General features: G+C 67.5%; 20 protein-coding genes and 2 pseudogenes. 9 read left to right on the top strand and 13 right to left on the bottom strand.

Annotated features, from left to right (window positions below):
- Window positions 1-240 precede the first annotated feature (240 nt).
- Window positions 241-399, top strand: coding sequence for a hypothetical protein (locus EJ357_RS45855; RefSeq protein ID WP_228472812.1), 159 nt, complete (start codon window positions 241-243; stop codon window positions 397-399).
- 316 nt (window positions 400-715) lie between these two features.
- Here EJ357_RS45855 and EJ357_RS45850 read toward each other — a convergent pair whose 3' ends face one another.
- The 7 genes from EJ357_RS45850 to EJ357_RS45820 all read right to left on the bottom strand — a co-directional run bounded on the left by EJ357_RS45850 (window position 716) and on the right by EJ357_RS45820 (window position 7,739).
- Window positions 716-994 carry a cupin domain-containing protein gene (locus tag EJ357_RS45850; RefSeq protein WP_126398557.1) on the bottom strand — a complete coding sequence of 93 codons (279 nt, stop codon included), beginning with the start codon at window positions 992-994 and terminating at the stop codon, window positions 716-718.
- Window positions 995-1,335: 341 nt separating this feature from the next.
- On the bottom strand, window positions 1,336-2,070 hold the full coding sequence (locus tag EJ357_RS45845) for an SDR family NAD(P)-dependent oxidoreductase (protein ID WP_126398554.1): 735 nt from the start codon (window positions 2,068-2,070) through the stop codon (window positions 1,336-1,338).
- A 71-nt stretch (window positions 2,071-2,141) separates the two neighbouring features.
- The gene (locus tag EJ357_RS45840; protein WP_126398552.1) at window positions 2,142-3,251 is read right to left on the bottom strand and encodes an alanine racemase; all 1,110 of its coding nucleotides are present in this window, start codon (window positions 3,249-3,251) and stop codon (window positions 2,142-2,144) included.
- A 124-nt stretch (window positions 3,252-3,375) separates the two neighbouring features.
- Window positions 3,376-3,861, bottom strand: coding sequence for a RidA family protein (locus tag EJ357_RS45835; RefSeq protein WP_126398550.1), 486 nt, complete (start codon window positions 3,859-3,861; stop codon window positions 3,376-3,378).
- Between the two features lie 993 nt (window positions 3,862-4,854).
- The gene (locus tag EJ357_RS45830; RefSeq protein ID WP_175647770.1) at window positions 4,855-5,064 is read right to left on the bottom strand and encodes a DUF2180 family protein; all 210 of its coding nucleotides are present in this window, start codon (window positions 5,062-5,064) and stop codon (window positions 4,855-4,857) included.
- 727 nt (window positions 5,065-5,791) lie between these two features.
- Window positions 5,792-6,634: an IS5 family transposase gene (locus tag EJ357_RS45825; protein WP_126387580.1), complete on the bottom strand. Its 843-nt coding sequence runs from the start codon at window positions 6,632-6,634 to the stop codon at window positions 5,792-5,794.
- 253 nt (window positions 6,635-6,887) lie between these two features.
- Entirely contained in the window at window positions 6,888-7,739 is an 852-nt protein-coding gene (locus EJ357_RS45820; RefSeq protein ID WP_126398546.1) for an IS5 family transposase, read from the bottom strand.
- Between the two features lie 451 nt (window positions 7,740-8,190).
- Between EJ357_RS45820 and EJ357_RS45815 the strand changes: the two genes are divergently transcribed.
- Complete coding sequence (locus EJ357_RS45815) at window positions 8,191-9,099, top strand: hypothetical protein (RefSeq protein WP_126398544.1); 909 nt, start codon at window positions 8,191-8,193, stop codon at window positions 9,097-9,099.
- A 58-nt stretch (window positions 9,100-9,157) separates the two neighbouring features.
- On the opposite strand, the gene EJ357_RS45810 is transcribed toward EJ357_RS45815, so the two are convergent.
- Window positions 9,158-10,741, bottom strand: a complete 1,584-nt coding sequence (locus EJ357_RS45810; protein WP_267132871.1) for an ISL3 family transposase — start codon at window positions 10,739-10,741, stop codon at window positions 9,158-9,160.
- Between the two features lie 1,017 nt (window positions 10,742-11,758).
- Window positions 11,759-12,445 (bottom strand): GntR family transcriptional regulator, encoded by a 687-nt coding sequence (locus EJ357_RS45800; RefSeq protein ID WP_126398540.1) that lies wholly within the window; start codon window positions 12,443-12,445, stop codon window positions 11,759-11,761.
- Between the two features lie 322 nt (window positions 12,446-12,767).
- Between EJ357_RS45800 and EJ357_RS48750 the strand changes: the two genes are divergently transcribed.
- From EJ357_RS48750 to solA, 6 genes are all read left to right on the top strand, one after another.
- The gene (locus tag EJ357_RS48750; RefSeq protein ID WP_175647769.1) at window positions 12,768-12,917 is read left to right on the top strand and encodes a hypothetical protein; all 150 of its coding nucleotides are present in this window, start codon (window positions 12,768-12,770) and stop codon (window positions 12,915-12,917) included.
- 90 nt (window positions 12,918-13,007) lie between these two features.
- Window positions 13,008-13,688 carry a haloacid dehalogenase type II gene (locus EJ357_RS45795; protein WP_126398537.1) on the top strand — a complete coding sequence of 227 codons (681 nt, stop codon included), beginning with the start codon at window positions 13,008-13,010 and terminating at the stop codon, window positions 13,686-13,688.
- A gap of 4 nt (window positions 13,689-13,692) precedes the next feature.
- The gene (locus tag EJ357_RS45790; protein WP_126398535.1) at window positions 13,693-14,076 is read left to right on the top strand and encodes a RidA family protein; all 384 of its coding nucleotides are present in this window, start codon (window positions 13,693-13,695) and stop codon (window positions 14,074-14,076) included.
- Window positions 14,077-14,159: 83 nt separating this feature from the next.
- Entirely contained in the window at window positions 14,160-14,339 is a 180-nt protein-coding gene (locus tag EJ357_RS45785; RefSeq protein WP_228472811.1) for a hypothetical protein, read from the top strand.
- 101 nt (window positions 14,340-14,440) lie between these two features.
- A complete protein-coding gene (locus EJ357_RS45780) occupies window positions 14,441-15,844 on the top strand; it encodes an NAD(P)/FAD-dependent oxidoreductase (RefSeq protein ID WP_228472810.1) in 1,404 nt (467 codons plus the stop codon).
- Window positions 15,845-15,864: 20 nt separating this feature from the next.
- Entirely contained in the window at window positions 15,865-17,010 is a 1,146-nt protein-coding gene (solA, locus tag EJ357_RS45775; RefSeq protein WP_126398533.1) for an N-methyl-L-tryptophan oxidase, read from the top strand.
- A 197-nt stretch (window positions 17,011-17,207) separates the two neighbouring features.
- On the opposite strand, the pseudogene EJ357_RS45770 reads toward solA, so the two are convergent.
- Window positions 17,208-17,368, bottom strand: a pseudogene (locus EJ357_RS45770) (pirin family protein); the annotation flags it as partial.
- 9 nt (window positions 17,369-17,377) lie between these two features.
- Here EJ357_RS45770 and EJ357_RS45765 point away from each other — a divergent pair.
- Window positions 17,378-17,904: pseudogene (locus tag EJ357_RS45765) on the top strand (ATP-binding protein); the annotation flags it as partial.
- A gap of 51 nt (window positions 17,905-17,955) precedes the next feature.
- On the opposite strand, the gene EJ357_RS45760 reads toward EJ357_RS45765, so the two are convergent.
- The 3 genes from EJ357_RS45760 to EJ357_RS45750 form a co-directional block, all read right to left on the bottom strand.
- Window positions 17,956-18,690 (bottom strand): SDR family NAD(P)-dependent oxidoreductase, encoded by a 735-nt coding sequence (locus EJ357_RS45760; RefSeq protein ID WP_126398531.1) that lies wholly within the window; start codon window positions 18,688-18,690, stop codon window positions 17,956-17,958.
- An 11-nt stretch (window positions 18,691-18,701) separates the two neighbouring features.
- Window positions 18,702-20,111: an aspartate ammonia-lyase gene (aspA, locus tag EJ357_RS45755; protein WP_126398529.1), complete on the bottom strand. Its 1,410-nt coding sequence runs from the start codon at window positions 20,109-20,111 to the stop codon at window positions 18,702-18,704.
- A gap of 91 nt (window positions 20,112-20,202) precedes the next feature.
- Window positions 20,203-21,486: an NAD(P)/FAD-dependent oxidoreductase gene (locus tag EJ357_RS45750; protein ID WP_126398527.1), complete on the bottom strand. Its 1,284-nt coding sequence runs from the start codon at window positions 21,484-21,486 to the stop codon at window positions 20,203-20,205.
- Window positions 21,487-21,494 lie beyond the last annotated feature (8 nt).

Raw genomic sequence — 21,494 nt, 5'->3', positions numbered from 1 at the left:
GTGCGCTTCCAGGCGGTGCTGGGTAGGACTACCGCCCCTATGATAGGGTGCTGCGCTCCAGCACGGAGAAGTCCATGCGCCGGCACGGGCTGCGCTACCAGGACTCCGATGGTGACGCCATCGTCGCCCTCATCCCGACGTTCGGCCCCTTCCCAGAAGTGCCCGAGGCACCCAGGTCATCCATGTCGCCCAGGGCTGGGAGTACGACTCCCCCTGGAAGGCATCGGCCGCGTCACCGTCGTGGTCTTCGACAAGACCGGCACCCTCAGCCTCGGCCGCCCCCTGGTCACCAGCGTGGTCACGCTCGACGAGACGGTCACCGCCGACGATGTGCTGAGCCTCTCGGCCTCCGGCGAACTGACGCGCGGCACCCTCTCGCCGAAGCGATCGTCCCGGTGACCAGGCACTGCGAGGCAGGTGCCAGCGGCGGGAACTGCTTCACAGCGCCGTCCTGCCGAAGATCCGTCCGGGCGGCCAGGCCGGCGGAATCAAGGCCGCCGCCGGAGACTGGCCACCCGGGGCGGAGTCGACCGCACGCCAGTGGACGTCGCGGAACGGATCTTCATCCCGGTTACTGCGTTGCCCGGCCTGCACGTGGGCGAGCCCTGTGAGGAATGAAGCAGAGCCGGGCCTACGGCTGATGGACGGGCCGAGCGGTCCATCGGCCACGGCGACGTTGCTCAGCATGTAGTTTCGCGAGAGATCCCGGAGACGATCATGGCCTGGCATCGACATCGACCACCGGCTCGCCACCTTCCGGCGTGAGCTCGACGATGCCGACGAGGATGTGGCAGAACTCGAAAGTCTCGCCCTTGATCGAGCGCGTCTCGCCGGGCGTCGCTTCCCAGACTCCCGTATGGATCGACTCCCCACGGGCGACGTCCTGGGCCCAGGTCTTGAAGGCGGGGTTGCCGCAAATCAGATGTTCCGGGAGCGGGCCGGACTCTCGCGGCGCGAAGGAGGGATTGGTGTCGATGGCCTTCAGGAGCGACATGTCTTTCCTTTTGAGCTTGTTGAGCTTGAGAAGTTGGTAGCCGCGGTCACGGTCAATGGGCCGTTGCCGAGCGGCGTCTGGCACGCGCTCATGGGCGTGACCCGTTCCCGATGTGCGGAGGCCGGCGACGCATCGCGGCTGGTGCCAGGGTGGCCGGGCGCCTCGGATGCGGTTGTCGGCACGCGCGCACTGTGGGCGGCACCGTTCGAGTGTGGCGAATGGGGACGCGCTCGACGCGTGTTCGATCGTTCATGTCGCAATCTGCGGTCGCCCGGGACAGAAAGCGAGACGGAGAGCAGGTCGTTCAGCCCATTGCTGGTGGTGGTGCCCAGCAGGGGTATTCAGAAAGCGGTGTATCCGCCGTCGACGGTCAGGACCGATCCGGTCACGTACGACGATTCCGACGATGCGAAGAAGAGCACCGCGTCAGCCACCTCTTCAGGGGTGGCGAGGCGTTGGAGCGGGATCGTGCTCTCGCGCTCACGGCGGTAGCCCTCGGGGTCGGGCCTGCGCTGGAACGCCTCTTCGATGATCGGGGTGGCGGTCAGGCCCGGAGCGACGACGTTGACACGGATGTTGCGCGGGGCCCATTCGATCGCCGCGCCCTTGGCGAGCATGATGAGGCCCCCCTTGGCGGCGGAATACAGGACCTGCCCGGACATGCCGACCATGCCCAGCCGTGAACTGACGCAGACGAACGAGCCACCGGTCTCGGGCATCAGCGGCGCGAAGTGCTTCATCACCAGGAACGCGCTGAGCAGGTTGCTCTCGAGCACGTTCTTCGCGTCGTCGCAGGCCATCTCGGTGAGCGGACTGACGGCCTGCAGGCCGTGGTTGAGGACAACGACGTCGACGGTGCCGAGAGACTCGGCGGCCTGCTTGGCCAGACTCTCGACGAACGCCTCGTCGTTGAGGTCTCCGGGAACGTACAGGTCGTCGGGCTCAGCGCTGTCGAGCTGCTCCCTGCGGCCGGTGAGCAGCAGCCGCGCGCCTTCGCGGCGGAAGTGGGAACTCACCGCCTGTCCGATGCCACTGCTGGCGCCGGTCACCAGGGCCATGACGTTGTTGAGTCTCATGTCAGGCACTCCTTTACGGGGGAGGTCGGTCGGGTGGTGGGCTCGACCACGGAAATCTCGTCCCGTGCCAGTCAGTTGAGGAATCCGCGGGCGTCGACCGGCCACCGCTGCAGCGACGTGCCCGTGCTGTCGGTGACGATCAGCTCCTCGAAACCGAGGACGACCGGGCATACGTGGTTCGGCACCACGGGGACGACGGTGCCGACGCTGGGGCGGAACTCCCCGTCCGGCAGCGGAAGGAATCCGTGGTACTCGTTGAGCTTGGCCAGTACTGCCTTCGTGCCGGCGATACCGCCGTAGCCGATCTCAGGGCTGCCTTCGCGGCTGAGGGCTTTGGTGCCCACATCGAGGATGACCTGGTCGGGGACCCAGTCGCTGACCACGGTGCCGGCGACGAACAACGCGATCTGGTCGTCCGTGCAGGAGCCCAGCCGGGCGTTGTTCAGATCTCCGAAGACGTACTCGCCGGGACGGATCTCGGTGATCACGCTGCTGCTGGTGCAGAACTCGAGGGTGGGGGTGGAGCCGGCGCTGACCACTTCTGCGGTGACCCCGACGTCGGCGAGGCTGCGTACCGCGGTGGTGAGCGCGGCCTCCTGGTCCTGCGCGGCACGCCGGCGAGCGTCCCGGCCGGCGCTGCCGTGACCGGGATAGGTGAAGACGCCCACCGGCACCAGGCCGCGCTTGCGGGCGGCGAGCGCGAGATCGCCCGCAGCCTCGGGCGGCGCCCCGGAACGGCGGGCGCCGCAGTCGACCTCGAGCACGACCTGCAACCGGTCGGGTTCGTCTCCCATCGCGTCGGCGAGGGTCTCGATCGCCGCGACGTTGTCGACGCCGACCCGTAGCCGGGCGGACTCGGCGAGCCGGCGGATCCGGGCTCGCTTTGTTCCCGCGGCCCAGATCGGGTAGGCGAGGAAGATGTCGTCGAATCCGGCCGCGGCGAAGACCTCGGCCTCACCGACGTTCCCCGCGGTGATCCCGACCGCACCGGCCTCGAGCTGGCGTCGCCCGATCTCCACGCACTTGTGCGTCTTGACGTGCGGCCTGACCTTGAGGTTGCGCTGGTCGGCGAAGCCTTGGACGCGGTCGATGTTGCCCTGCATGACGTCGACCAGCACGATCGGCGCGGGGGTGTCGATCCGCTCGACCAGAGCGTCGAGTGCTCGTTGCAGCCGGTTCACGCTGCCCTCCTTGTGGTTCTGCCTGGAATGATCGAGGGGCACGGGTGTTGACTCCCCCTGGATGCCGAAGGCGCGCGGCCCGCGATATCGCGCGCACTTGCGGTGCACCGCCGTCGGGCCCGCCCTACGCAGCGGTGCAGACCATCTGGATCTCGACAGGGGTGTTGAGAGGCAGCCCGGCGACACCGATCGCGGTGCGGGCGTGGCGTCCGTTCTCCCCCAGTACCTCGATGAGCAGTTCACTGGCCGCGTTGGCGACCTGCGACTGCTCACCGAAGTCCGGCGTGCTGGCCACGAAGACCAGCATCTGCACGATCCTGACCCGGTCCAGGTCGCCCACCGCCTGCACAGCGGCAGCGAGGCAGTTGAGCGCGGCATGGCGCGCCAGCTCCTGCGCGGTCTCCAACTCCACGTCCCGGCCGACAACGCCCTGACCCAGCAGCTCGCCGTCCTTGAACGGGAGTTGGCCGGAGAGGTGGATGCTGGAGCCCACCTTCCGGTGGGGCACGTAGTACGGGTTGTCACGGAGCTCTGGAAGGGCCAGCCCCAGGGCCTGGAGCCGATCGGAAGCCGAGTCGGTGTTCGCTGCCGAAGTCACGGACTGGCTCATCGCGCCACCTCCGCGGGCGGAACAGGGCACACGCCCACACAGTGGGCCACGAGAACCCGCTTCGCATGAATCTTGATCATCTGCACTCGGCACTCCCCTCGAGTAACAGTGGTGACATAACGCCATGCGGTGGCTTAAATCCGCCCCCGTATTGTCGTTTGTCGACCATATGAGGGCCCGTCGAGCACTGTCAATACAAACTTCAGCCCCGAGCGCGACCTCGGAACACCGCGTGCGGCTGGACCCGCCGCCGCTGGAAGCGACAGTCGAGGCCACGACCTGGCTCACCGGTCTCATCCGGTTCGGCACGAGGTCCCCATGCCTCAAGAGCGGCTCGACCTGCTGCCCGGTCGTTCCGGCAGGCCTACAGCGACTGGCTACAACCCCGTGGTAGCGAGCTTGACAACGGCGTCGTGCGGCAACACTGGACCCGTTCACGGCCGGAAGAACACCGCCGACCTTCTGGCGGATCTGACAAGACGACGACCGTGACGTGGCGCGGCTGCCGAATCAGTTTGAGGATGCGATGCGGTCGGCCCCGAGCAGACGCGCAGTGGCGGACGATTGCCAGGCGAGTTCGAGGCTGACCGACCGCCTACGGGTGTTTGCAGGTCGGGAGGAACACCGGTCTCTTCACCGCGCTGCCGGAAGGCCTGATCGTCGAAGTCACCGCCAGGGCAAAACGGACTTGTCCGGCGGTCAGCGTGGACTCCACAACGCCCCTGCCCCCACGGCACGCGGGATCATCGGCGACGAAGACGCCATGAAGCCTCTCGAGGAAGCTGCCGCCGAGCAGGAACAAGCCCGGCCCTACGACATCTTGTCGTCCGCGGTCGCGCCTCCAGCATGGCGCACCGAGCCGCGGCCACGGCTGAGGCCCGGACGCTACGGCAGTGACCGGGGACGACGTCCGGGCAGGCCAAGAACGCATGCCCGGACGGACGGCGCCCACTCGGCGACCGGTGATGCGGGCGCGACAAGCGCCCCATGCGGTCAGTGCGCCGTTTCGGCCCTGTCACAGGTGTGGCACACCACCCTGCGCGCCGGGATACGGCCGTACGCAACACCCATGCCGACCTGGCGGGTGACCTGTACCTGACGTACGCGGGCGTGGTTCTCGCAGGCGGCCAAGCCGCAGCGCGAGCACACACCGATGCCGGCGGTGTCGCTGCGCGCCTCCTGGAGGCAGTCGTAGCACCTCATGTCCAACTCCGATTTCAGCAGGGGCCGGATGCGGCGGCACGAACAAAGCCCCCAGGCCACGCACATCTACTCAAGGAGCTTGAAAAGTAGGCCCCAGTTTAGACTTTGTCAAGACTAAGACTCGATCGTGATCATACTCGAGGGCCGACGCGTCGCCGGCCGATCCCCGAGAACATCAAAGCCGCCGCCAACGACCCCGAACCCTCAAGCAGTACGCGCCACTCAGACCTCGCCTCACCTGGCCTATGAGTTCGTTGAGCGTTGCAAGACAGTTCTCGTGTCCGCCGAGGAGGCGAGGCGTCCGCAGGACAGTGGCCGACGGCGGGCCGGAAACCGCAAGATCCAGGGAGCGGGGGTCGCGTCCCGCGTCGTGGTGTAGGGGATCAACCGTTACGCGTTCCGGTATGAGGATCCAGGTGATCTTCGCCGAGTCGGCGGTCCACGAGGAGCCTCAATGACGAAGTCAAGCCCCCTGAGACCGCTTGCCGTCTGTTGCTACTCGAGCCGGGGACCGTTCTCCACAAGCACCGATTCGGAAACGCCGCCGGCAACCCGATGCGCGCACGCCGGTACCCGACCAACGTGACGGATGCCGAGTGGGCCGTGGTCCCCCGCCGGTACAGGGCGTCGGGGGACCGGGGGCACACCTCTTCCACCCTTGGTGCGGCCGGAGTCTTAGAGGTCGTTTTCTCCCGTTGTTTCATCCCGAGATGTCGCTTTGATTCTGCTATGTCGGGTCGCGCCAGGAGATGGTGGTCTCGCCGGTGAGGCGGCGGGCCATCAGGTCGGTCATGGCCAGGTGGATCATGGCTTCGGAGCGGTGCGGGTGGGTTTCGTAGTCGCGGGCCAGGCGCCGGTGCAGCATGAGCCAGCCGTAGGTTCGCTCGACTGTCCACCGCTTCGGGATCGGGGCGAATCCTCTGGTCCCGGGGGTGCGTTGGACGATTTCGAGGTCGATGCCGAGGGTGGCGGCGTGCTCGACGAAGTGCTTGCGGTAGCCGCCGTCGACCCAGACCTTGCGCAGGGTGGGGTGGTCGGTGGCGGCCTGCTCGAGCAGCGTGCGGCCGGCGGTGGAATCCTGGACGCCGGCCGCCGTGACCAGCACCGCCAGCAGCAGGCCGAGGGTGTCAGTGATGATGCTGCGCTTGCGGCCGACGATCTTCTTGCCCGCGTCGATGCCTTGTGTTCTGGCGGGGACGGAGGTGGAGGTCTTGACGCTCTGGGCGTCGATCACGCAGGCCGAAGGGTGGCGGTGTTTGCCTTCCTGCTGGCGCACCAACTCCCGTAACAAGCCGTTGAGCTGGGCGAAGACGCCGTCGGTCTGCCATTTGGCGAAGTAGCCGTAGACCGTCTGGTGGGGCGGGAAGTCGTGCGGGAGGTAGGCCCACTGGCAGCCGGTGCGGTCCACGTACAGGATCGCGTTCATGATCTCGCGCAGGTCGTGCCGGGGCGGCCGGCCGAAGTCCAGGGCCCGGCCGCGGCGTTCGAAGCGCCAGGCGGACAGCACCGGCTCGATCAACTCCCAGCGGGCATCGGACAGATCACTCGGATACGCACGACGGTCGGTCATGACCTGGGCATACCGCCGGTTGGGGGCGTGCGCCCAGGCGTGCGTTCCGCCTGGCGGGAGCACGGGACAGATCCGGGCGTCCTGGAATGAGACAGGCGTAAGTCGGCTCTCTTCCCAGACGCCACACCATCCGCCTCGCCAACCGCTGCCCGCACTGCAGACTCGCCAGCACCAGATCATCAGCAGGAGCAAAACAAGAGATAACACCGCACTACAGAGGAAAACGACCTCTTAGAGGGCATCTGATCAATGTTCAGGTCGCTCTGCCCGGTTCGCCGGTTTCGATTCGCCAGGTTGGTGTGGATTCTCCGGTGAGCTCGCGGCTAGTTTTGTTAGCCATGGCCCAGTGGACCATTGTGCGGGATCGCTGGGGCAGTGCTTCGTAGTCCCTGACGAGGCGCCGGTGCTGCATCAGCCAGCCGAACGTCCGCTCGATCACCCAGCGTTTCGCCTGGGGTTGGAATCCTTTCGTGGTGGGCCGTTTCACGACCTCGACGTCGATTCCCCTTGCGGCTCCGTACTGGAAGACGCTGTTCTGGTATCCGCCGTCGGCCCAGACCTTCGTCACGCTGGGATGCGAGGCGGCGAGCTCGTCGAGCAGGTGTTTTCCGCCGGTGGAGTCGTGAACCGAGGCGGCCGTGACGATGACGGCCAGGACCAGGCCGAGCGTGTCCGTGGCCACGTGACGCTTACGCCCTTTGATTTTCTTGCCGGCGTCGATGCCCTGACTGGCCTCAGCGACGTTCGCGGAGGTTTTCACGCTCTGCGCATCGATCACGGCAGCCGACGGGGCTGCAGGCCGGCCCTGCGCACGGCGGGCCTTGTCGCGCAGCAGATCGTGCACCCGCTGCGTAGTGCCGTCCACTTCCCACTTCGCGTAGTAGTCGTAGACGGTCTTGTACGGAGGGAAGTCGTGCGGCAGGTACTCCCAGGGGATACCCGTGCGGTTGACGTAGAGGATGGCGTTCACGATCTCCCGCAGATCATGCACCCGTGCCGCGGTTCCCGGACCGGTGCGAGCGGCCCGCCATGCCACGAACACGGGCTCGATCAACGTCCAGCGGGCATCCGAGACGTCACTGCGATAAGGGCGTCGAGAACTCACGAGTCACGCAACGACCCACCGTCGCCACAGTCACTGCGAACACCCCAAAACACCTGCAAACCAGATCAGTTGCCCTCTTAGAGGCCGCAAGCCCACCGCTGAGCGAGGGGGCGGCCCGAGCCAAAGCCGAAGAAGCCGTCACGGCCGTGCGCGACGGCGCCGACGCTGAACAGGTGGTACGGCTCCTGAGAGAGCTGGACGACGTGCTCAGAATGGCCGGCTACGCGGCCGGTCTCGGGCGTTACCGAACCGCCTCGCACCCTCCCGCCTCCGGGACGGGCAACACGTATCACCCCTTGGGCGGACCCGACGAACATCCAATCGAGGAAGTCCTCGCGTGCCCAGGCGAGAACCGTTGCATGCGGGCGGAATTGCCCACGTGGGGCGCTCGAAGCACCGATCCGGTGTGCACAGTCCATGACCGACCACTGGTCCGCGTCAGGACCAGGCCTTGAACACCTTCCTGGCCGAACTGGGTAAGAAGGTCGCCGAGCGCTGGTTGTCACTCCTGGTACTGCCGGGCACGCTCTATCTGGCGGTTGCCGCGGCAGGGGCGACGGTGCTGCGCCACGGCGACTGGTACGACCTGGGAATGCTTGCCAACCACGTGAACCGGATCGCAGCGCGTCGTCGGGGAGCCGGACAGGTGGTGCTGGCCAGTGCAGCGCTGCTGCTCGGATCCGCTGGTGTGGGCCTGGTGGCACAGTCGGTGGGCAGCGGCGTGGCCAGGTTGTGGCTCGCGACGGGGCGCGGGCCCGTGGGGCGCCGACTGACCGAACAACGCCGGAGGAATTGGCAGAAGGCCCACCAGGCCTACCGGCGCGTGCTGTTGGAGCGATACCGCCGTCAGCAGGGCTGGGGCGAAGCGGGCGACTCCGACCCCCTGCCGGACTCTGCTCGGCTTCTTGTCCTACGCAACCGGATCTGCCTGGTCGAACCGGACCGGCCGACGTGGATAGCCGACCGGATGCGGGCAGCCGGTGAGCGTGTGCACCAGGCCTACGACCTTGACCTCACGGCAGCATGGCCACGGCTGTGGCTGTGCATGCCGGAAGCGTCGCGTGCTGAGATCGCGACCGCTCAAGTCGCCTTCACCTCGGCCTGCCGGCTGGCAGGCTGGGGTCTGCTGTATGTGGTGCTCGCAGTGTGGTGGTGGCCCGCCACCGTGATCGCGGGCGCGATCATGGGTACGGCCTGGCAGCGCGGGAGAGCGGCGACGGCCGTCCTCGCCGAACTGGTGGAGTCGGCGGTCGACCTCTACGGGCGGGACCTGGCCCAGGCGCTGGGACTGGCGTGCCCGGACGCGTTCACGCCCGATCATAGGGCGGCGCTGACTCGCATGCTACGCAAGGGCGTCTGACCTCGTGTGGACGATCGCGTAACTCGGCTCTGGCACTGATCTTGTAACCGCAGGCGGGTCAGGGCGTGAGGAGTACGCGCTTACGGAGCAAGTCGAGGTTGGCTCGTCCAAATCCTTGCCTCTTGAGTAGCTTCGTCCTTGTGACCTGCCCTTCGACCTGGCCGGAGCTCCAAGGGGTGGAGAGCCCGGCGGTGACGGCGTCGATGTCGCGGCTCAGTCCGTTGATCAGGGAGTGCAGGGCGGGCAGATCGTCGGCGAGGACGCGCTCCATCCAGGCGGGCAGTTGGTCGCCCTGCAGCTCGCGCATCATGGTGGCGAAGTCGCGGACGTGGTGGGTGGCGGCGTCGAGTTCGGGGCGGCTGGCCCAAATCTCCTTGAGGTCGGCGGCATCATCGGCGCTCAGGTTTCCGGGGTCGGTCATGATCCAGCGGACGATGCGGCGGGGCCGTGGAGCCAGTCGGCGCGCGGGTGGCGCAGTGGCGGCTTTGAACGGGCGGAGGTAACGCTGGACGGTCTGGATGCTTCCGGCGAAGCCCAGGGCGGCGATCTCCTGGTGGAGCTGGGCACTGTTGTGACAGCCCTCGTTCCACCGCTGGTGGAGGTACGGCGTGTATTTGTCCAGGATGGTGGACCGGTTCGTCGCTTTGGCCAGCATTTCGTCGATGCTGCTGGCGCGGGCGAAGCGGCGCACGGTGGACCGGTCCAGCTGTAGTGTCCGGCAGATGTTCTCCAGAGTGCTGCCGCTGTCCAGGAGCTGTTGCACGGCTGTGTAGCGTTCCCTGGTCCGGGTCACCAGGCGGCGTTCTCGTCCGCATACGTCGAGCATCCCGGCAGCCGATGCCGATGCCGATGCCGGCGGCGGTGGCGTCTGCCAGATGTCGTCGCTCGTTGGTGGGGCGGCCGGTACGGTGTTTTCGAACGCGGTCCGGACGCAGGTGTGGTGGGCGGAGACGGTCTTTTCGACGGCTTCGCCGAAGTTGTGCCATAGGTGCCAGGCGTCGGCGACTTGCTGGGCTTGCGGGGCACCGCTGCGTGCGCCCTCGGCATAGGCCCCGGCTCGGTCCCGGCAAATGATCTCTACTTCCGGATGGTCCTTCAGCCATGCGGCCAGCGGTTCTGCATCCCGGCCGGGCAGCACGCCCACCGGGCGCCGCCTCTCCAAGTCCACCAGGATCGTGGCGTACGAGTCACCCTTCCGTAGGGCGAAATCGTCGACGCCAAGCACGCGGATCTCCCCGGCGGGTTCTTCCGGCGCGGCGCGGACCAGACGTAACAGGGTGTCCTTGGCGACGCGCAGGCCCAGCACCCCGGCCAGACGGGCTCCCGCACGGCCGGCCAGCGCGAGAGCGATCGAGATCAACTGCTCACGCGCCAGTGGCGTGTAGCGGGCATGCGGGCTCGTCAGCCCCGCGATCTGCTCGGCGAATGTCACCGCCCGGCACGCGGGGGTCGGGCACTTGAACCGCCGCACCAGCAGCTCGATCACCACACTGGCGCCACCGACCGCGGCATCCGCGAGCCGTCGCATGTACCGACCGTGCACCCGGCCCGACGCACTACCGCAGTGCGGACAGTCCGCACCCGTCGAACGGGCCCGCGCATGCATCGTGAGCCCGGCCGCGGCCCGGTCGACCAACTCCACCACGACACCACCAAGATGAGGGAACAGCACCTCGAAACTCTGCGAAGAACACGCGAGTCACGATCACAGGCGCCACTGACACCGACAGCGTCACAAGATCAGCGACAGAGCCGAATTTCGCAATCGTCCACAAACGCCCAAGGCGCGCACGTCTCAATCAGCAGCCAGGGCGCCCCGGAGAGCCGGACGGCCACTCCTCGTTAGCCACTACTGGCAGGCCCTACTCCGCCACATCCGACCTTCCTGGGCCGCCTACCAACTTGCGGAGCCCCGCTGGGGACAGTTGAGCGCCCGGTCACACGGAGCCACTGCCGCCGACCTGCGGATTTCGGCGACTTGATCGGCTACACCACTTGGCGGGACGCCACCGGAACGGGCACCTCGTGGCCTCGCCTGGCTGCCCATGGCGGGCAGTTACCTCCGGGTTCTGGCCGACCTGCCCTATCGCACACCGGCACTTCACCCAGGGGGCTGAAGCCCGGAGGTAGCACCGGTGATGGCGGTGACCCGCCTGGATGGCACCAGCCGCACCGAGTTGTAGCGCTTCGCGTCCACCCCGCTGAACGGGGCCGCCTTCCCGCACGGGAGGCGGCGGTCCGGTACGCGCGTGGGTGGGAGATTGAATCGACGGAGGGGCCGGCCCCGGCGCGACTTGGTCGCCAGTCAGCGCTGTGCAGACCGGTTCCTGCACTCACGCGGCCCGCGCGGCATGGAGCCGGAGATCCACGTCTGCCGACGACACCCAGCTGAGGGCTTTCCCGCGATGATCGAGCGCACCAGAGTCGACGCCGACTGCGCCCTGGGAGAAGCCGCGCACATGACAGACGGCCGCCACGACCCGCCGTCTCCTGGAAGAACGGACCCGCCCACGCAGCCAACCGCGCAGCCGTAAACGCCCCGTCGCCACCTACCCGCCCCACAGCGCCGGCGGCCGGCAACCGGCAACCGGCAACCGGCAATCCTCACTCAAGATCTGATACAAGATCGCGTTGACACTTCACGCACACCGGCATGGCCTCATGCATGCCCGGGCGCGCGTTCCCCTGGATCCCCCGTCTGGGCCCCCAGCCCCATGGGGAAATGGGCAGCCAGTTCCCGGCGGAACGCGTCGGTGTCGCCTTCCAGGGCAACCGCGGCCAACCTCTCGTGCTCGACGACCAATTGATGCGGGTCGTCGCTGTAAGTGCGGTGATCGACACTGAGGTGGAGGCGCAGCTTGGTCTCCCAGCCGTTCCAGAGACTCTGCAGGACGCCGTGCCCCGAGAGCTCGTAGAAGAGCCTGTGGAATCGAAGGTGCGCATCGATGCTGGCCGGGATGTCGTCCTTCTCCATTGCCCGGCGGAGATCCTCGACGGTCTGCAGCAACTGGGGCCGCTCAGGACCGCGCAGCGCTTCGGCCGAGAGCTCGGCGGCGTACGGCTCGACACGTAGTCGGATCGAGTCGATCTCGGCGACCTCACGAGCGCTCACCTCTACGACGAACGCCCCACGGTAGGGGATCTTGACGACGAGCCCTTCCTCCTCCAGCTTCGTCAGCGCCTCGCGCAGCGGGGACCGACTGATCCCTAGATCAGCGGCGATGTGCGCCTCGCGCAGCTGTCCACCAGGAGGTACGGTCCCATCGAGGATTGCGGCACGCAGTGTGCGGTAGACGCCGTCCGGCGTCGTCATCCGCTGCTCCTGCCACTCGAACTTGTGATCCACCCCGTTACCCTCCCTCGACACTTTCGACCATTTGGTCGTTTGTCGACTATACCGCTGCTGGTTTTTGCATCCACACGTCAAGTCGGCCGTCCGGCATGGAGCTCACCGAATTCACAGCGGTGTCCTATCCGACTCACGGGTCGCGGTGACAGGTTGTGGCCTGAAGCCAGGCACAGCCGATCAAGGGGAGCGCGGTGGTCTACGGCTCGGCGACCCAAGGCGCGCGACGCAGAGCCGCACCCGGCGCTCGCACACCCTGTCCTGGCGGGTCACGGGATCGCCTTCTGCTGCTCCACGCCGAGCGCATGGTCCGTTCCAGAGAGTGGACCACGACCTGATGGAAGGGCTCGCACTCGCCGAGGCGCTCGTTGATCCGGCACTGGTTGCCGGTCCGCACGAACTCGGAGGCGACCTCAGCCGAGAGCCGATTGCGCCCGACCCGGCGGATCAGCACGCCCCTGACGCCTGTTGACAGCCCGAGACCACTTGGTCGACAATCGACCAACCCAATGGTCGACAATCGACCAAATCGGGCTGCTCCACCAAGCACGTAGGAGGACCAATGGGATTCGACGTCAAGCCCAAGTTCGTGACGTTCGACATGAACGGAACGCTGATCAAGTTCAGCATCAACGACACGATGCGTGAGGTCCTGGGCGAACGACTGCCGGCCGAGGTCGCCGATGAGTACCTGCGGATCTGCAAGGCGTACCGGATCGACGAGTGCACGGGCGCATACCAGCCGTTCCACCAGGTCGTCGCGCGTTCCATGGAACGCGCCTCGCGCAGCGTCGGTCTCGAGTACCGCGAGGACGAGTCGCGGGAGGTGTACGAGCGCATCCCCACCTGGGGCCCGTACCCCGGTGTTACCGAGGCGCTGAACCGCCTGGCCGAGGCGGTCCCGCTGGTCATCATCACCAACAGCGACACCGCGCACGCCGTGCGCCTCGCGGAGAACCTCAAGGCCCCGTTCGCAGACGTCATCAGTGCCGAGGAGATGGGCGTCTACAAGCCGCGACTCCGCGCGTTCGAGTACATGTTTGACAAGCTCGGCGTGACACCCGACGAGCTCGTGCACGTCTCCGCGAGCCCGATGTACGACCATCGCTCCGCGGCCATCATGGGCATCAAGAACAAGGTGTACGTCGACCGCGGCTTCGAGCACGACGAGCACTGGCTCGGCTACGAGCGGATCACCGACATCGCCGACCTCCCCGTCCTCTTCGGCCTGCCGCGCCCCTGACCTCGTGCCCCACCGGAAGGTGGGCTCCAGCATCCACCTCTCCGGCCAACTCCCGTTCAAGGACGGCGAGCTGCTGGGTCAGGGCGTTGTCGGCCGGGACGTGGAGTTGGAGACCGCGCAGGAGCTGGCGCGCCATGCCGCGCTCAACTGCCTCGCTGCCGCTGTGCAGGCGGTGGGCGACCTGGACCGGGTCAGGATCGTGCAGATGCTGGTCTTCGTGGCCAGCACGCCGGACTTCGGTGAGCAGTCGCAGGTCGCCAACGCGGCCAGTGAACTGCTCATCGAGGTACTGGGGGAGAACGGACGCCACGCCCGCACCGCGATCGGTGTCGCCGGGCTGCCTCTCAACACCCCTGTCGAGATCCAGGTCATCTGCACCGCTGTGTAGCGGCGAGCCAATCATGAGCATTGCGTCGGTGACCCGGCTTCAACAGGCACTCGACGCCCTCGACCAGCACGATCGACACCCCGGTGCGGATCCTGCCGGCCGACGCGATGCAGGACAGCGACGGCCGAGTCATCGAAGCGTCCTTCCGGCGCAGGTACGACCCGGAGGCCACCCGCTGTGAGCGTGAGAGGCAGATCCCGCTCCAGCGCCTCGCCACTCCCGAGGAGATCGCCGACGTCGTCCTGTTCCTCGCGTCGTCGTAGCCCTCGTACATCACACCGGGGCAACGCACCCCGTCGACCGCGGCCACACCGCCTTCCAGCAGCGGCCCACACGGTTCCCAGAGACAGATGAAGGACACACCATGAACGCCCTTGCGGCACCACCCCGAAACGGAGAGCTCGGCTTCTGGGTGGCCCAACTGGCCGACAAGAGGCCCTCGTTCCCCCGGTTCACCGGCCAGGACTCCGTCGACGTGGCCATTGTCGGCGGCGGCTACACCGGCCTCTGGGCGGCGTACTTCGCCAAGAAGATCGAACCGTCGCTCTCGGTCGCCGTCTTCGAGGCCGAACAGGTGGGCTACGGCGCATCAGGACGCAACGGCGGCTGGCTCTCGGCGATGCCTCCGGGAAACCGTGCCACCTTCGCCCGCGCCGGGGGAGGGCTGGAGGCAAGCCGGGCACTGCAGCAGGAGTTCGTCGCCGGCGTCGACGCGGTCCTGGACATCCTTGAGGCCGAGGGCATCGATGCCGATCAGTACAAGGGCGGCGCGCTCGTCGCCGCCCACACTCGGGCAGGGCTGGGCCGGCTTGTCACCAGGCGTGATGCCGACCTGAAGTACGGGCTCACCGACGACGAAGTGCACATGCTCGACCGGGACGAGTTCCAATCCCAGATCAACATCTCCACCGTCCACGGCGGGCTCTTCTACAAGCACTGCGCGCGGTTCCACCCCGCGAAACTCGTCTACGGCCTCGCCGACACCCTGACCTCCATGGGGGTCAGGATCTACGAGGGCAGCCGGGTGGACAGCGTCGCGGACAAGACCCTCACCCTGGCCAACGGTCGTGTCACCGCGGCCAGGACGTTCATCTGCACCGAAGGCTATTCGGGACGGTTGCTCGGCCGCCGGAGCCTGATCCCGGTCAATTCCTCGCTGATCGTGACCAAGCCTCTGCCGGAGAAGGCATGGCAGCAGATCGGCTGGGACGGGCCGCAGTGCCTCAACGACTCCGCGCACACGTTCATCTACGCCCAACGGACGGCGGACGGCCGTATCGCCATGGGGGGCCGCGGTGTCCCCTACCGCTTCGGGTCCGGCACAGGGGGAGACGGTGCGACCGCCCAATCCACCATCGACCTGATCTCGCAGAAGCTCAGTTCCTTCTTCCCAGGCATCCCCTTCGAGGTGGAACACGCCTGGTCGGGGGTCCTGGGCGTCACGCGTGACTGGAACGGCGGCGTGCACTGGGACCCGGCATCAGGGATCGGGGCGTCCACCGGCTACGCGGGCCACGGCGTCACGTCGGCCTACGTCGGCGGCAGGACTCTCGTGGAGCTCGCCTTCGAGAAGGAAACCGAGCGGACCACCCTTCCCTGGGTCGGCTACCGGGCGCGGAAGTGGGAACCGGAACCCCTTCGCTGGCTGGGCGTTCACGCCATGTACCGGCTCTTCGGTATTGCCGACCAGTGGGAAGAGCGCAGGGGGTCCAGCACGACCTCGCTGCTGGCCAGATTCGGCAGCAGACTCGCCGGACTTCACGAGTAGACGAATAGGAACCTGCTCTCATGGACGCACAACTCGCAGTCATCGGCCTGGGCAGCATCGGAAGCATGGCCCTGTGGCAGGCCTCCCGGCTGTCCGACTCGGTCGTGGGCTTCGAGGCCGCCACCCCGGCCCACGGCCGCAGTGCCGTGGGCGGGGACACCCGCCTGTTCCGCATGATCTACCTCGGGAAACCCGAGTACTACCCCATCATCGAACGCTCCCGCGACCTGTGGGCCGAGCTCGAAGCGGAAACCGGGCAGGACATCCTCACGACCACCGGAGGGCTGTCGATAGGGACGGCGAACGGCAGCTACATCAACAGCCTCCTCGATGCAACACGCATCACCGGAGCCGAGCACCACATCCTCAGCCGGGAGGACATGGCCGAACGCTACCCCCAGCACAACCTCCGCCCCGACGACTGCGCCATCTACGACCCCCGCGCCGGCATTCTGCGCACCGACCGCGCCGTCAGCGCCGCCGTCGCGGCGGCCCAGGAGAACGGCGCCACCGTCCTTCAGAACGCGCCCGTGGACAGCATCACCGAAACCGACCGCGGCGTGGTCGTCACCTCTGGCGACAGAACCTGGACCTTCGAGAAGGTCATCGTCGCCTCGGGCGGCTGGTCCCGAAGGCTCATGCCCGACCACCTCAAGGCTGTAACGGAAACCCATCGGATCGTCCTGACCTGGTTCATCGCCCAGGACGGCACGCAGTTCTCGCCGGAGAACTTCCCTGTCTTCAGCCGGTGGTACGAGGAGCGCTCCATGTACGGCGCACCCGCCGTCGACGGTGTGACGGTCAAGGCATCGGTGGACGGACCGCTGTCCGGGCGCGCAAGGGCAACCTCCGACCCGGACGCCGTGCCCCGCGAACTCACCCGGGAAGAAGTCGCAAAGGCCACCGATATCGTCACCGAATTCTTCCCCGGCCTGATCCCAACCATCGCGCGCTCCGACGCCTTCCCCGACCTCTTCACCGAGGACAGGCATCCCCTCCTCGGCCGGCTGGACGAGAACAGCAGGGTCTACTGCGCCACCGGATTCTCCGGAAAAGGCTTCAAAATGGCCACCGGCTATGGCCACATCGCCGCACACGAGGCGCTCGGCAAGCAGGCGATCGAAGGCCTGGACTTCGTGCGTCCGGACCGGTTCAAGACCAGGTAGCCACCCATTACCGCCACCTCGGCGCAGTAGCCTCGGCATCGTCATTCGGCTGACGGTCGTTGCGGCCTCAGGAAATGTTTGGCTGCCTTGCCCTGCACTCGTAGCGGCGGTGCGAGGACTCGATGCCTTGGCGGGCGATGTGACGGAGGATGCCCAGCCGGTGGAGGCATCGGCGCGGGCGGCCGTGGTCCGCCAGGTCAACGGACCCTTCCTCGCGGCTTCAGAGGCGTCGGCGGGGCAGCTCAGGGGCAGGCAGCGGACCCTCGTCGTACCCCTTCACCTCCCCGAACCGTGCCCCTTCCGTCCAGTCCTGACGAGCCTGTTCGATCTCCTCCTGGGACCGCCCGATCCAGTTCCAGACACGCCGGACATCGACACCGGCCTCGCGATGCTGCACGACGCCCTGAAAGGTCCCGGCCGAACCTCGGAGGAGACCTGTCAGGCCGTCCTCGACGCCCTGCTGCCCGCCCGGCCGGGCAACAACATCGCACTGCTCGTTGCCCGGTCCCGCCTGTTGGATCCCTCTCAGGTCGCCGGCTGGGACATCCCCGGTGATCCCGCCGCCGTCGCCGGGATCCGAGCCCAGGTCGCCCGCCGGCTGGAGGAGTGGGGGCTGGAGGAACTCGCCTTCCCCACCGAACTGGTGATCAGTGAGCTGGTCACCAATGCCATTCGCTACGGCACCGCAGCACCTCACCGCACCTGCGCCGGGCGGCCGACGAGGGCGGGCGCGGCCTGTTCCTCGTCGCCCGGTTCACGCAGCGCTGGGGCACCCGCTACCTGGCCCGCGGCAAGGTGATCTGGACCGAGCAGTCGCTCCACAGTCGGGCGGCCGAACCCGACACGGACATGGCCGAAGCGCTGCTGGACCAATGGAGCGACGCTGACTGGTGATCGCCGTGGACCGGTGAGGTGCGGGCTGACCGCGCTCGTGCCTTTGAGGGCTCAGAACGCTGTGTAGCCGCCGTCCACGGGAAGCACGGCACCGGTGATGTACGACGACTCCGGGCAGGCGAGGAAGAGAACCGCGTCGGCGACCTCCTCGGGTGTGGCGAGCCTGCGCAACGGGATGGAGTCCTCTCTGAGGCGCCGATAGGCGGCGGGGTCGGGACGCCGCTGGAACGAGGCCTCGATGATCGGCGTCATCGTCAGACCTGGCGCGACCACGTTGACGCGGATGTTGCGGGACGCCCATTCGATGGCGGCGCCGCGCGCCAGCGCGATGAGGCCGCCCTTCGCGGCGGAGTACAGGGTCTGCTCCGGCATGCCGACCATGCCGAGGCGCGAGCTGACGCACACCATGGATGCTCCCGGCTGGGGAGCCAGCGGCAGCAGGTGCTTCATGACCAGGAACGAGCTCAGAAGGTTGCTGTGGAGCACGTCGCGTGCGTCGTCGTAGGTCATGTCCGTGAGCGGCCCGGACACCTGGAGCCCATGGCAGAGGACGGCCACTCCGACGTCTCCCAGGTGGTCCGCCGCTCGGGCGGCGAGCTGGTAGACGAAGTTCTCGTCGTTCAGGTCTCCCCCGAGGTAGAGATCGTCCGGATGATCTTCCGGCAGCTCCGGTCGCCGTCCGGTGAGCAGGAGGTTGGCACCCTCGCGACGGAAGCGGGAGGCGACCGCCCGACCGATCCCGCTCGACGCTCCGGTGATCACGGCTTTGACGTCCTCGAGTCTCATGTTCGCTCCCGTCAGGCCAGGGCCTGGCCGCTGCCCGCGACGACCTCGGGCCGCAGCAGGTCGGCGAGGGTCTCCGCGGGCAACAGGCCCTTCTCCAGGACGAGTTCGGCCACCTCACGGCCGGAGACGAGCGCCTCCTTGGCGATGTCGGTCGCCGCCGTGTACCCGATGTGCGGGTTAAGGGCCGTGACCAGCCCGATGGAGTTCTCCACACTCCTGCGCAGCGCCTCGGTGTTGGCGGTGATGCCGTCCACGCAGCGCTCGGCAAGGGTGACGCACGCGCTCTGCAGGTGCGTGATGGACTCCGACAGCGAGTGCAGGATGATCGGCTCGAACGCGTTGAGCTGCAGCTGTCCGGCCTCGGCCGCCATGGTGATGGCGACGTCGTTGCCGATCACCTCGAAGGCGACCTGGTTGACGACCTCGGGGATGACCGGGTTGACCTTGCCGGGCATGATCGACGAACCGGCCTGCACCGGAGGCAGGTTGATCTCGCCGAGTCCCGCGCGCGGCCCGGACGATAGCAGGCGCAGATCGTTGCAGCTCTTCGACAGCTTCACCGCGATCCGCTTCAGCACACCCGACACCTGCACGAACGCACCGCAGTCCTGGGTTGCCTCCACCAGGTTGGCCGCGGTGACCAACGGCAGCCCGGTGATCTCCGACAGATGGCGGCGGGCCGACTCCGCGTATCCGGCGGGCGCGTTGAGGCCGGTACCGATGGCCGTGGCACCCAGGTTGATCTCGTGGATCAACTCCACCGCCTCCGCGAGCCGGCTGCGGTCCTCCTCGATCATCACGGCATACGCAGAGAACTCCTGCCCCAGCGTCATGGGCACCGCGTCCTGCAGCTGCGTACGGCCCATCTTCAGTACCTCACGGAACTCGACGGCCTTACGCGCGAACGCGTCCTGCAGCATGGACATCGCCCTGAGCAGCCCGCGTACCGCGAACACCGTCGCGATCTTCACCGCGGTCGGATAGACATCGTTCGTCGACTGACCGAGGTTCACGTCCTCGTTGGGGTGCAGGGACCGGTACTCACCCTTCGCGTGGCCCAGCAGCTCCAACGCCCGGTTCGCGATGACCTCGTTGGCGTTCATGTTCGTCGAGGTTCCGGCGCCGCCCTGGATGACATCCACGACGAACTGGTCGTGCAGCTTCCCGGACCGGATCTCCCCGCACGCGGCGACGATCGCTGCCGCCTTCGCCGGCTCCAGCAGCCCGAGCTCCTCGTTGGCGAGGGCTGCGGCCTCCTTCACGGCCGCGAGGGCGTCGATCAGGTGCGGGTAGGCGGAGATGGGAGTGCCCGTGATGGCGAAGTTCTCGGTGGCGCGCAGGGTGTGGACGCCCCAGTACGCGTCGGCGGGGACGTCACGGTCGCCGAGCAGGTCGTGTTCGCTACGGGTGACGACGGTCATGAATGTACGGCCTTCTCTCAAAGGGCATCGCGGGGGGCCTCCCGCACGACTGTGGAAAGGCCCCCGCTGTATCACCGATGTCGGTACCTGCTCAGAGCAGGCGGTCCTTCGCCTTGTAATAGGCGCCGCCGAACGGCAGGAACCAGGCGGTGCCGTTGTAGAAGGGGACGGGCACCTTCGGGAAGCCGAAGCCGCGCATCGGGTTGGCCTCGGGGTTGCCGTCCATCATCTCGGCGACCGCGCGGCCCATGTACGTGGCCATCTGGACGCCGTGCCCGCAGTAACCCATGGAGTAGTACAGGCCGTTGACCTCGCCCGCGTGCGGAATGCGGTCCCAGGAGAAACCGACCATGCCGCCCCACACGTAGTCGATGCGCACCCCTGCAAGCTGCGGGAAGATCTCGGTCATCTCCCGCTTGAGGATGTCACCGCTCTTGATGTCGGAGGCCGGGTTGGAGGGGGCGAAGCGGGCCCGGCCGCCGAAGGCGAGGCGGTTGTCCGGGGTGAGGCGGACGTAGTGGCCGACGTTCTTGTGGGCGACCAGCAGGCGGCCGTTCGGGATGAGCTCCTTGGCGCGCGCCTCCCCCAGCGGCTCGGTGACGATGATGAAGCTGCCGACGTTGATCAGCCGCTTGCGGAACCACGGCATCGACTTGTCGGTGTAAGCGTCCGTCGCCGCCATGACCTGCTTGGCCCGGATGGTGCCGTGCATGGTCTCCACCAGGAAGCCGCCGCCGGGAAGGCGGGTGAGGCCGGTGGCGGCGTTGCGCTCGTGGATGTCGGCGCCGGCCCGCTCGGCGGCGTCCGCCAGGCCGCCGACGAACTTGCCCACGTGCAGGCCCGCGCTGTCCGGGTCGAGCAGGGCGCCGTGGTAGTAGTCCGTGCCGAGTTCGGCCCGCAGCTCGCTCTTGCTCAGGACGACCGTCTCGTGGCCGAAGTTGTCGGCCAGGTCTCGCTGCTTGGCCCGCAGGCCGTCGAAGTGGCCGGGCTTGCAGACCGCGCCGAGGCGCCCGGCACGGTTGAAGTCGCAGTCGATGTTCTCGCTACGGGTGAGCTCCTCGACGAGGTCGACCGCGTCGCGGAAGGAGTCGTAGAGCTCGCGGGCCCGCTCCTGCCCGTAGCGCCCCCGCGCCTCGGCGGGGCTGATGGTGATGCCCTGGGTGCACATGCTGCCGTTGCGCCCGGAGGCGCCCGAGCCGACCTTGTCCTTCTCGACGAGGACGGTCCGGGCACCCTTGCGGGCGGTGTGGTAGGCGGTGGACAGGCCGGTGAGGCCGCCGCCGATCACCACCACGTCCGCCTCTTCGGGCAGGTCCTTTCCGGAACGGTCGGGCAGGGCGGGGGCTGTGTCCAGCCAGTAGGGGATCTGCTTCATGGCGTGCG

Origin of the sequence: Streptomyces cyaneochromogenes (assembly GCF_003963535.1) — a bacterium.
Taxonomy (GTDB): domain Bacteria; phylum Actinomycetota; class Actinomycetes; order Streptomycetales; family Streptomycetaceae; genus Streptomyces; species Streptomyces shaanxiensis.
Note: the sequence above shows the minus strand (reverse complement) of the source record. Positions and strands in the feature narration are given on the sequence as shown.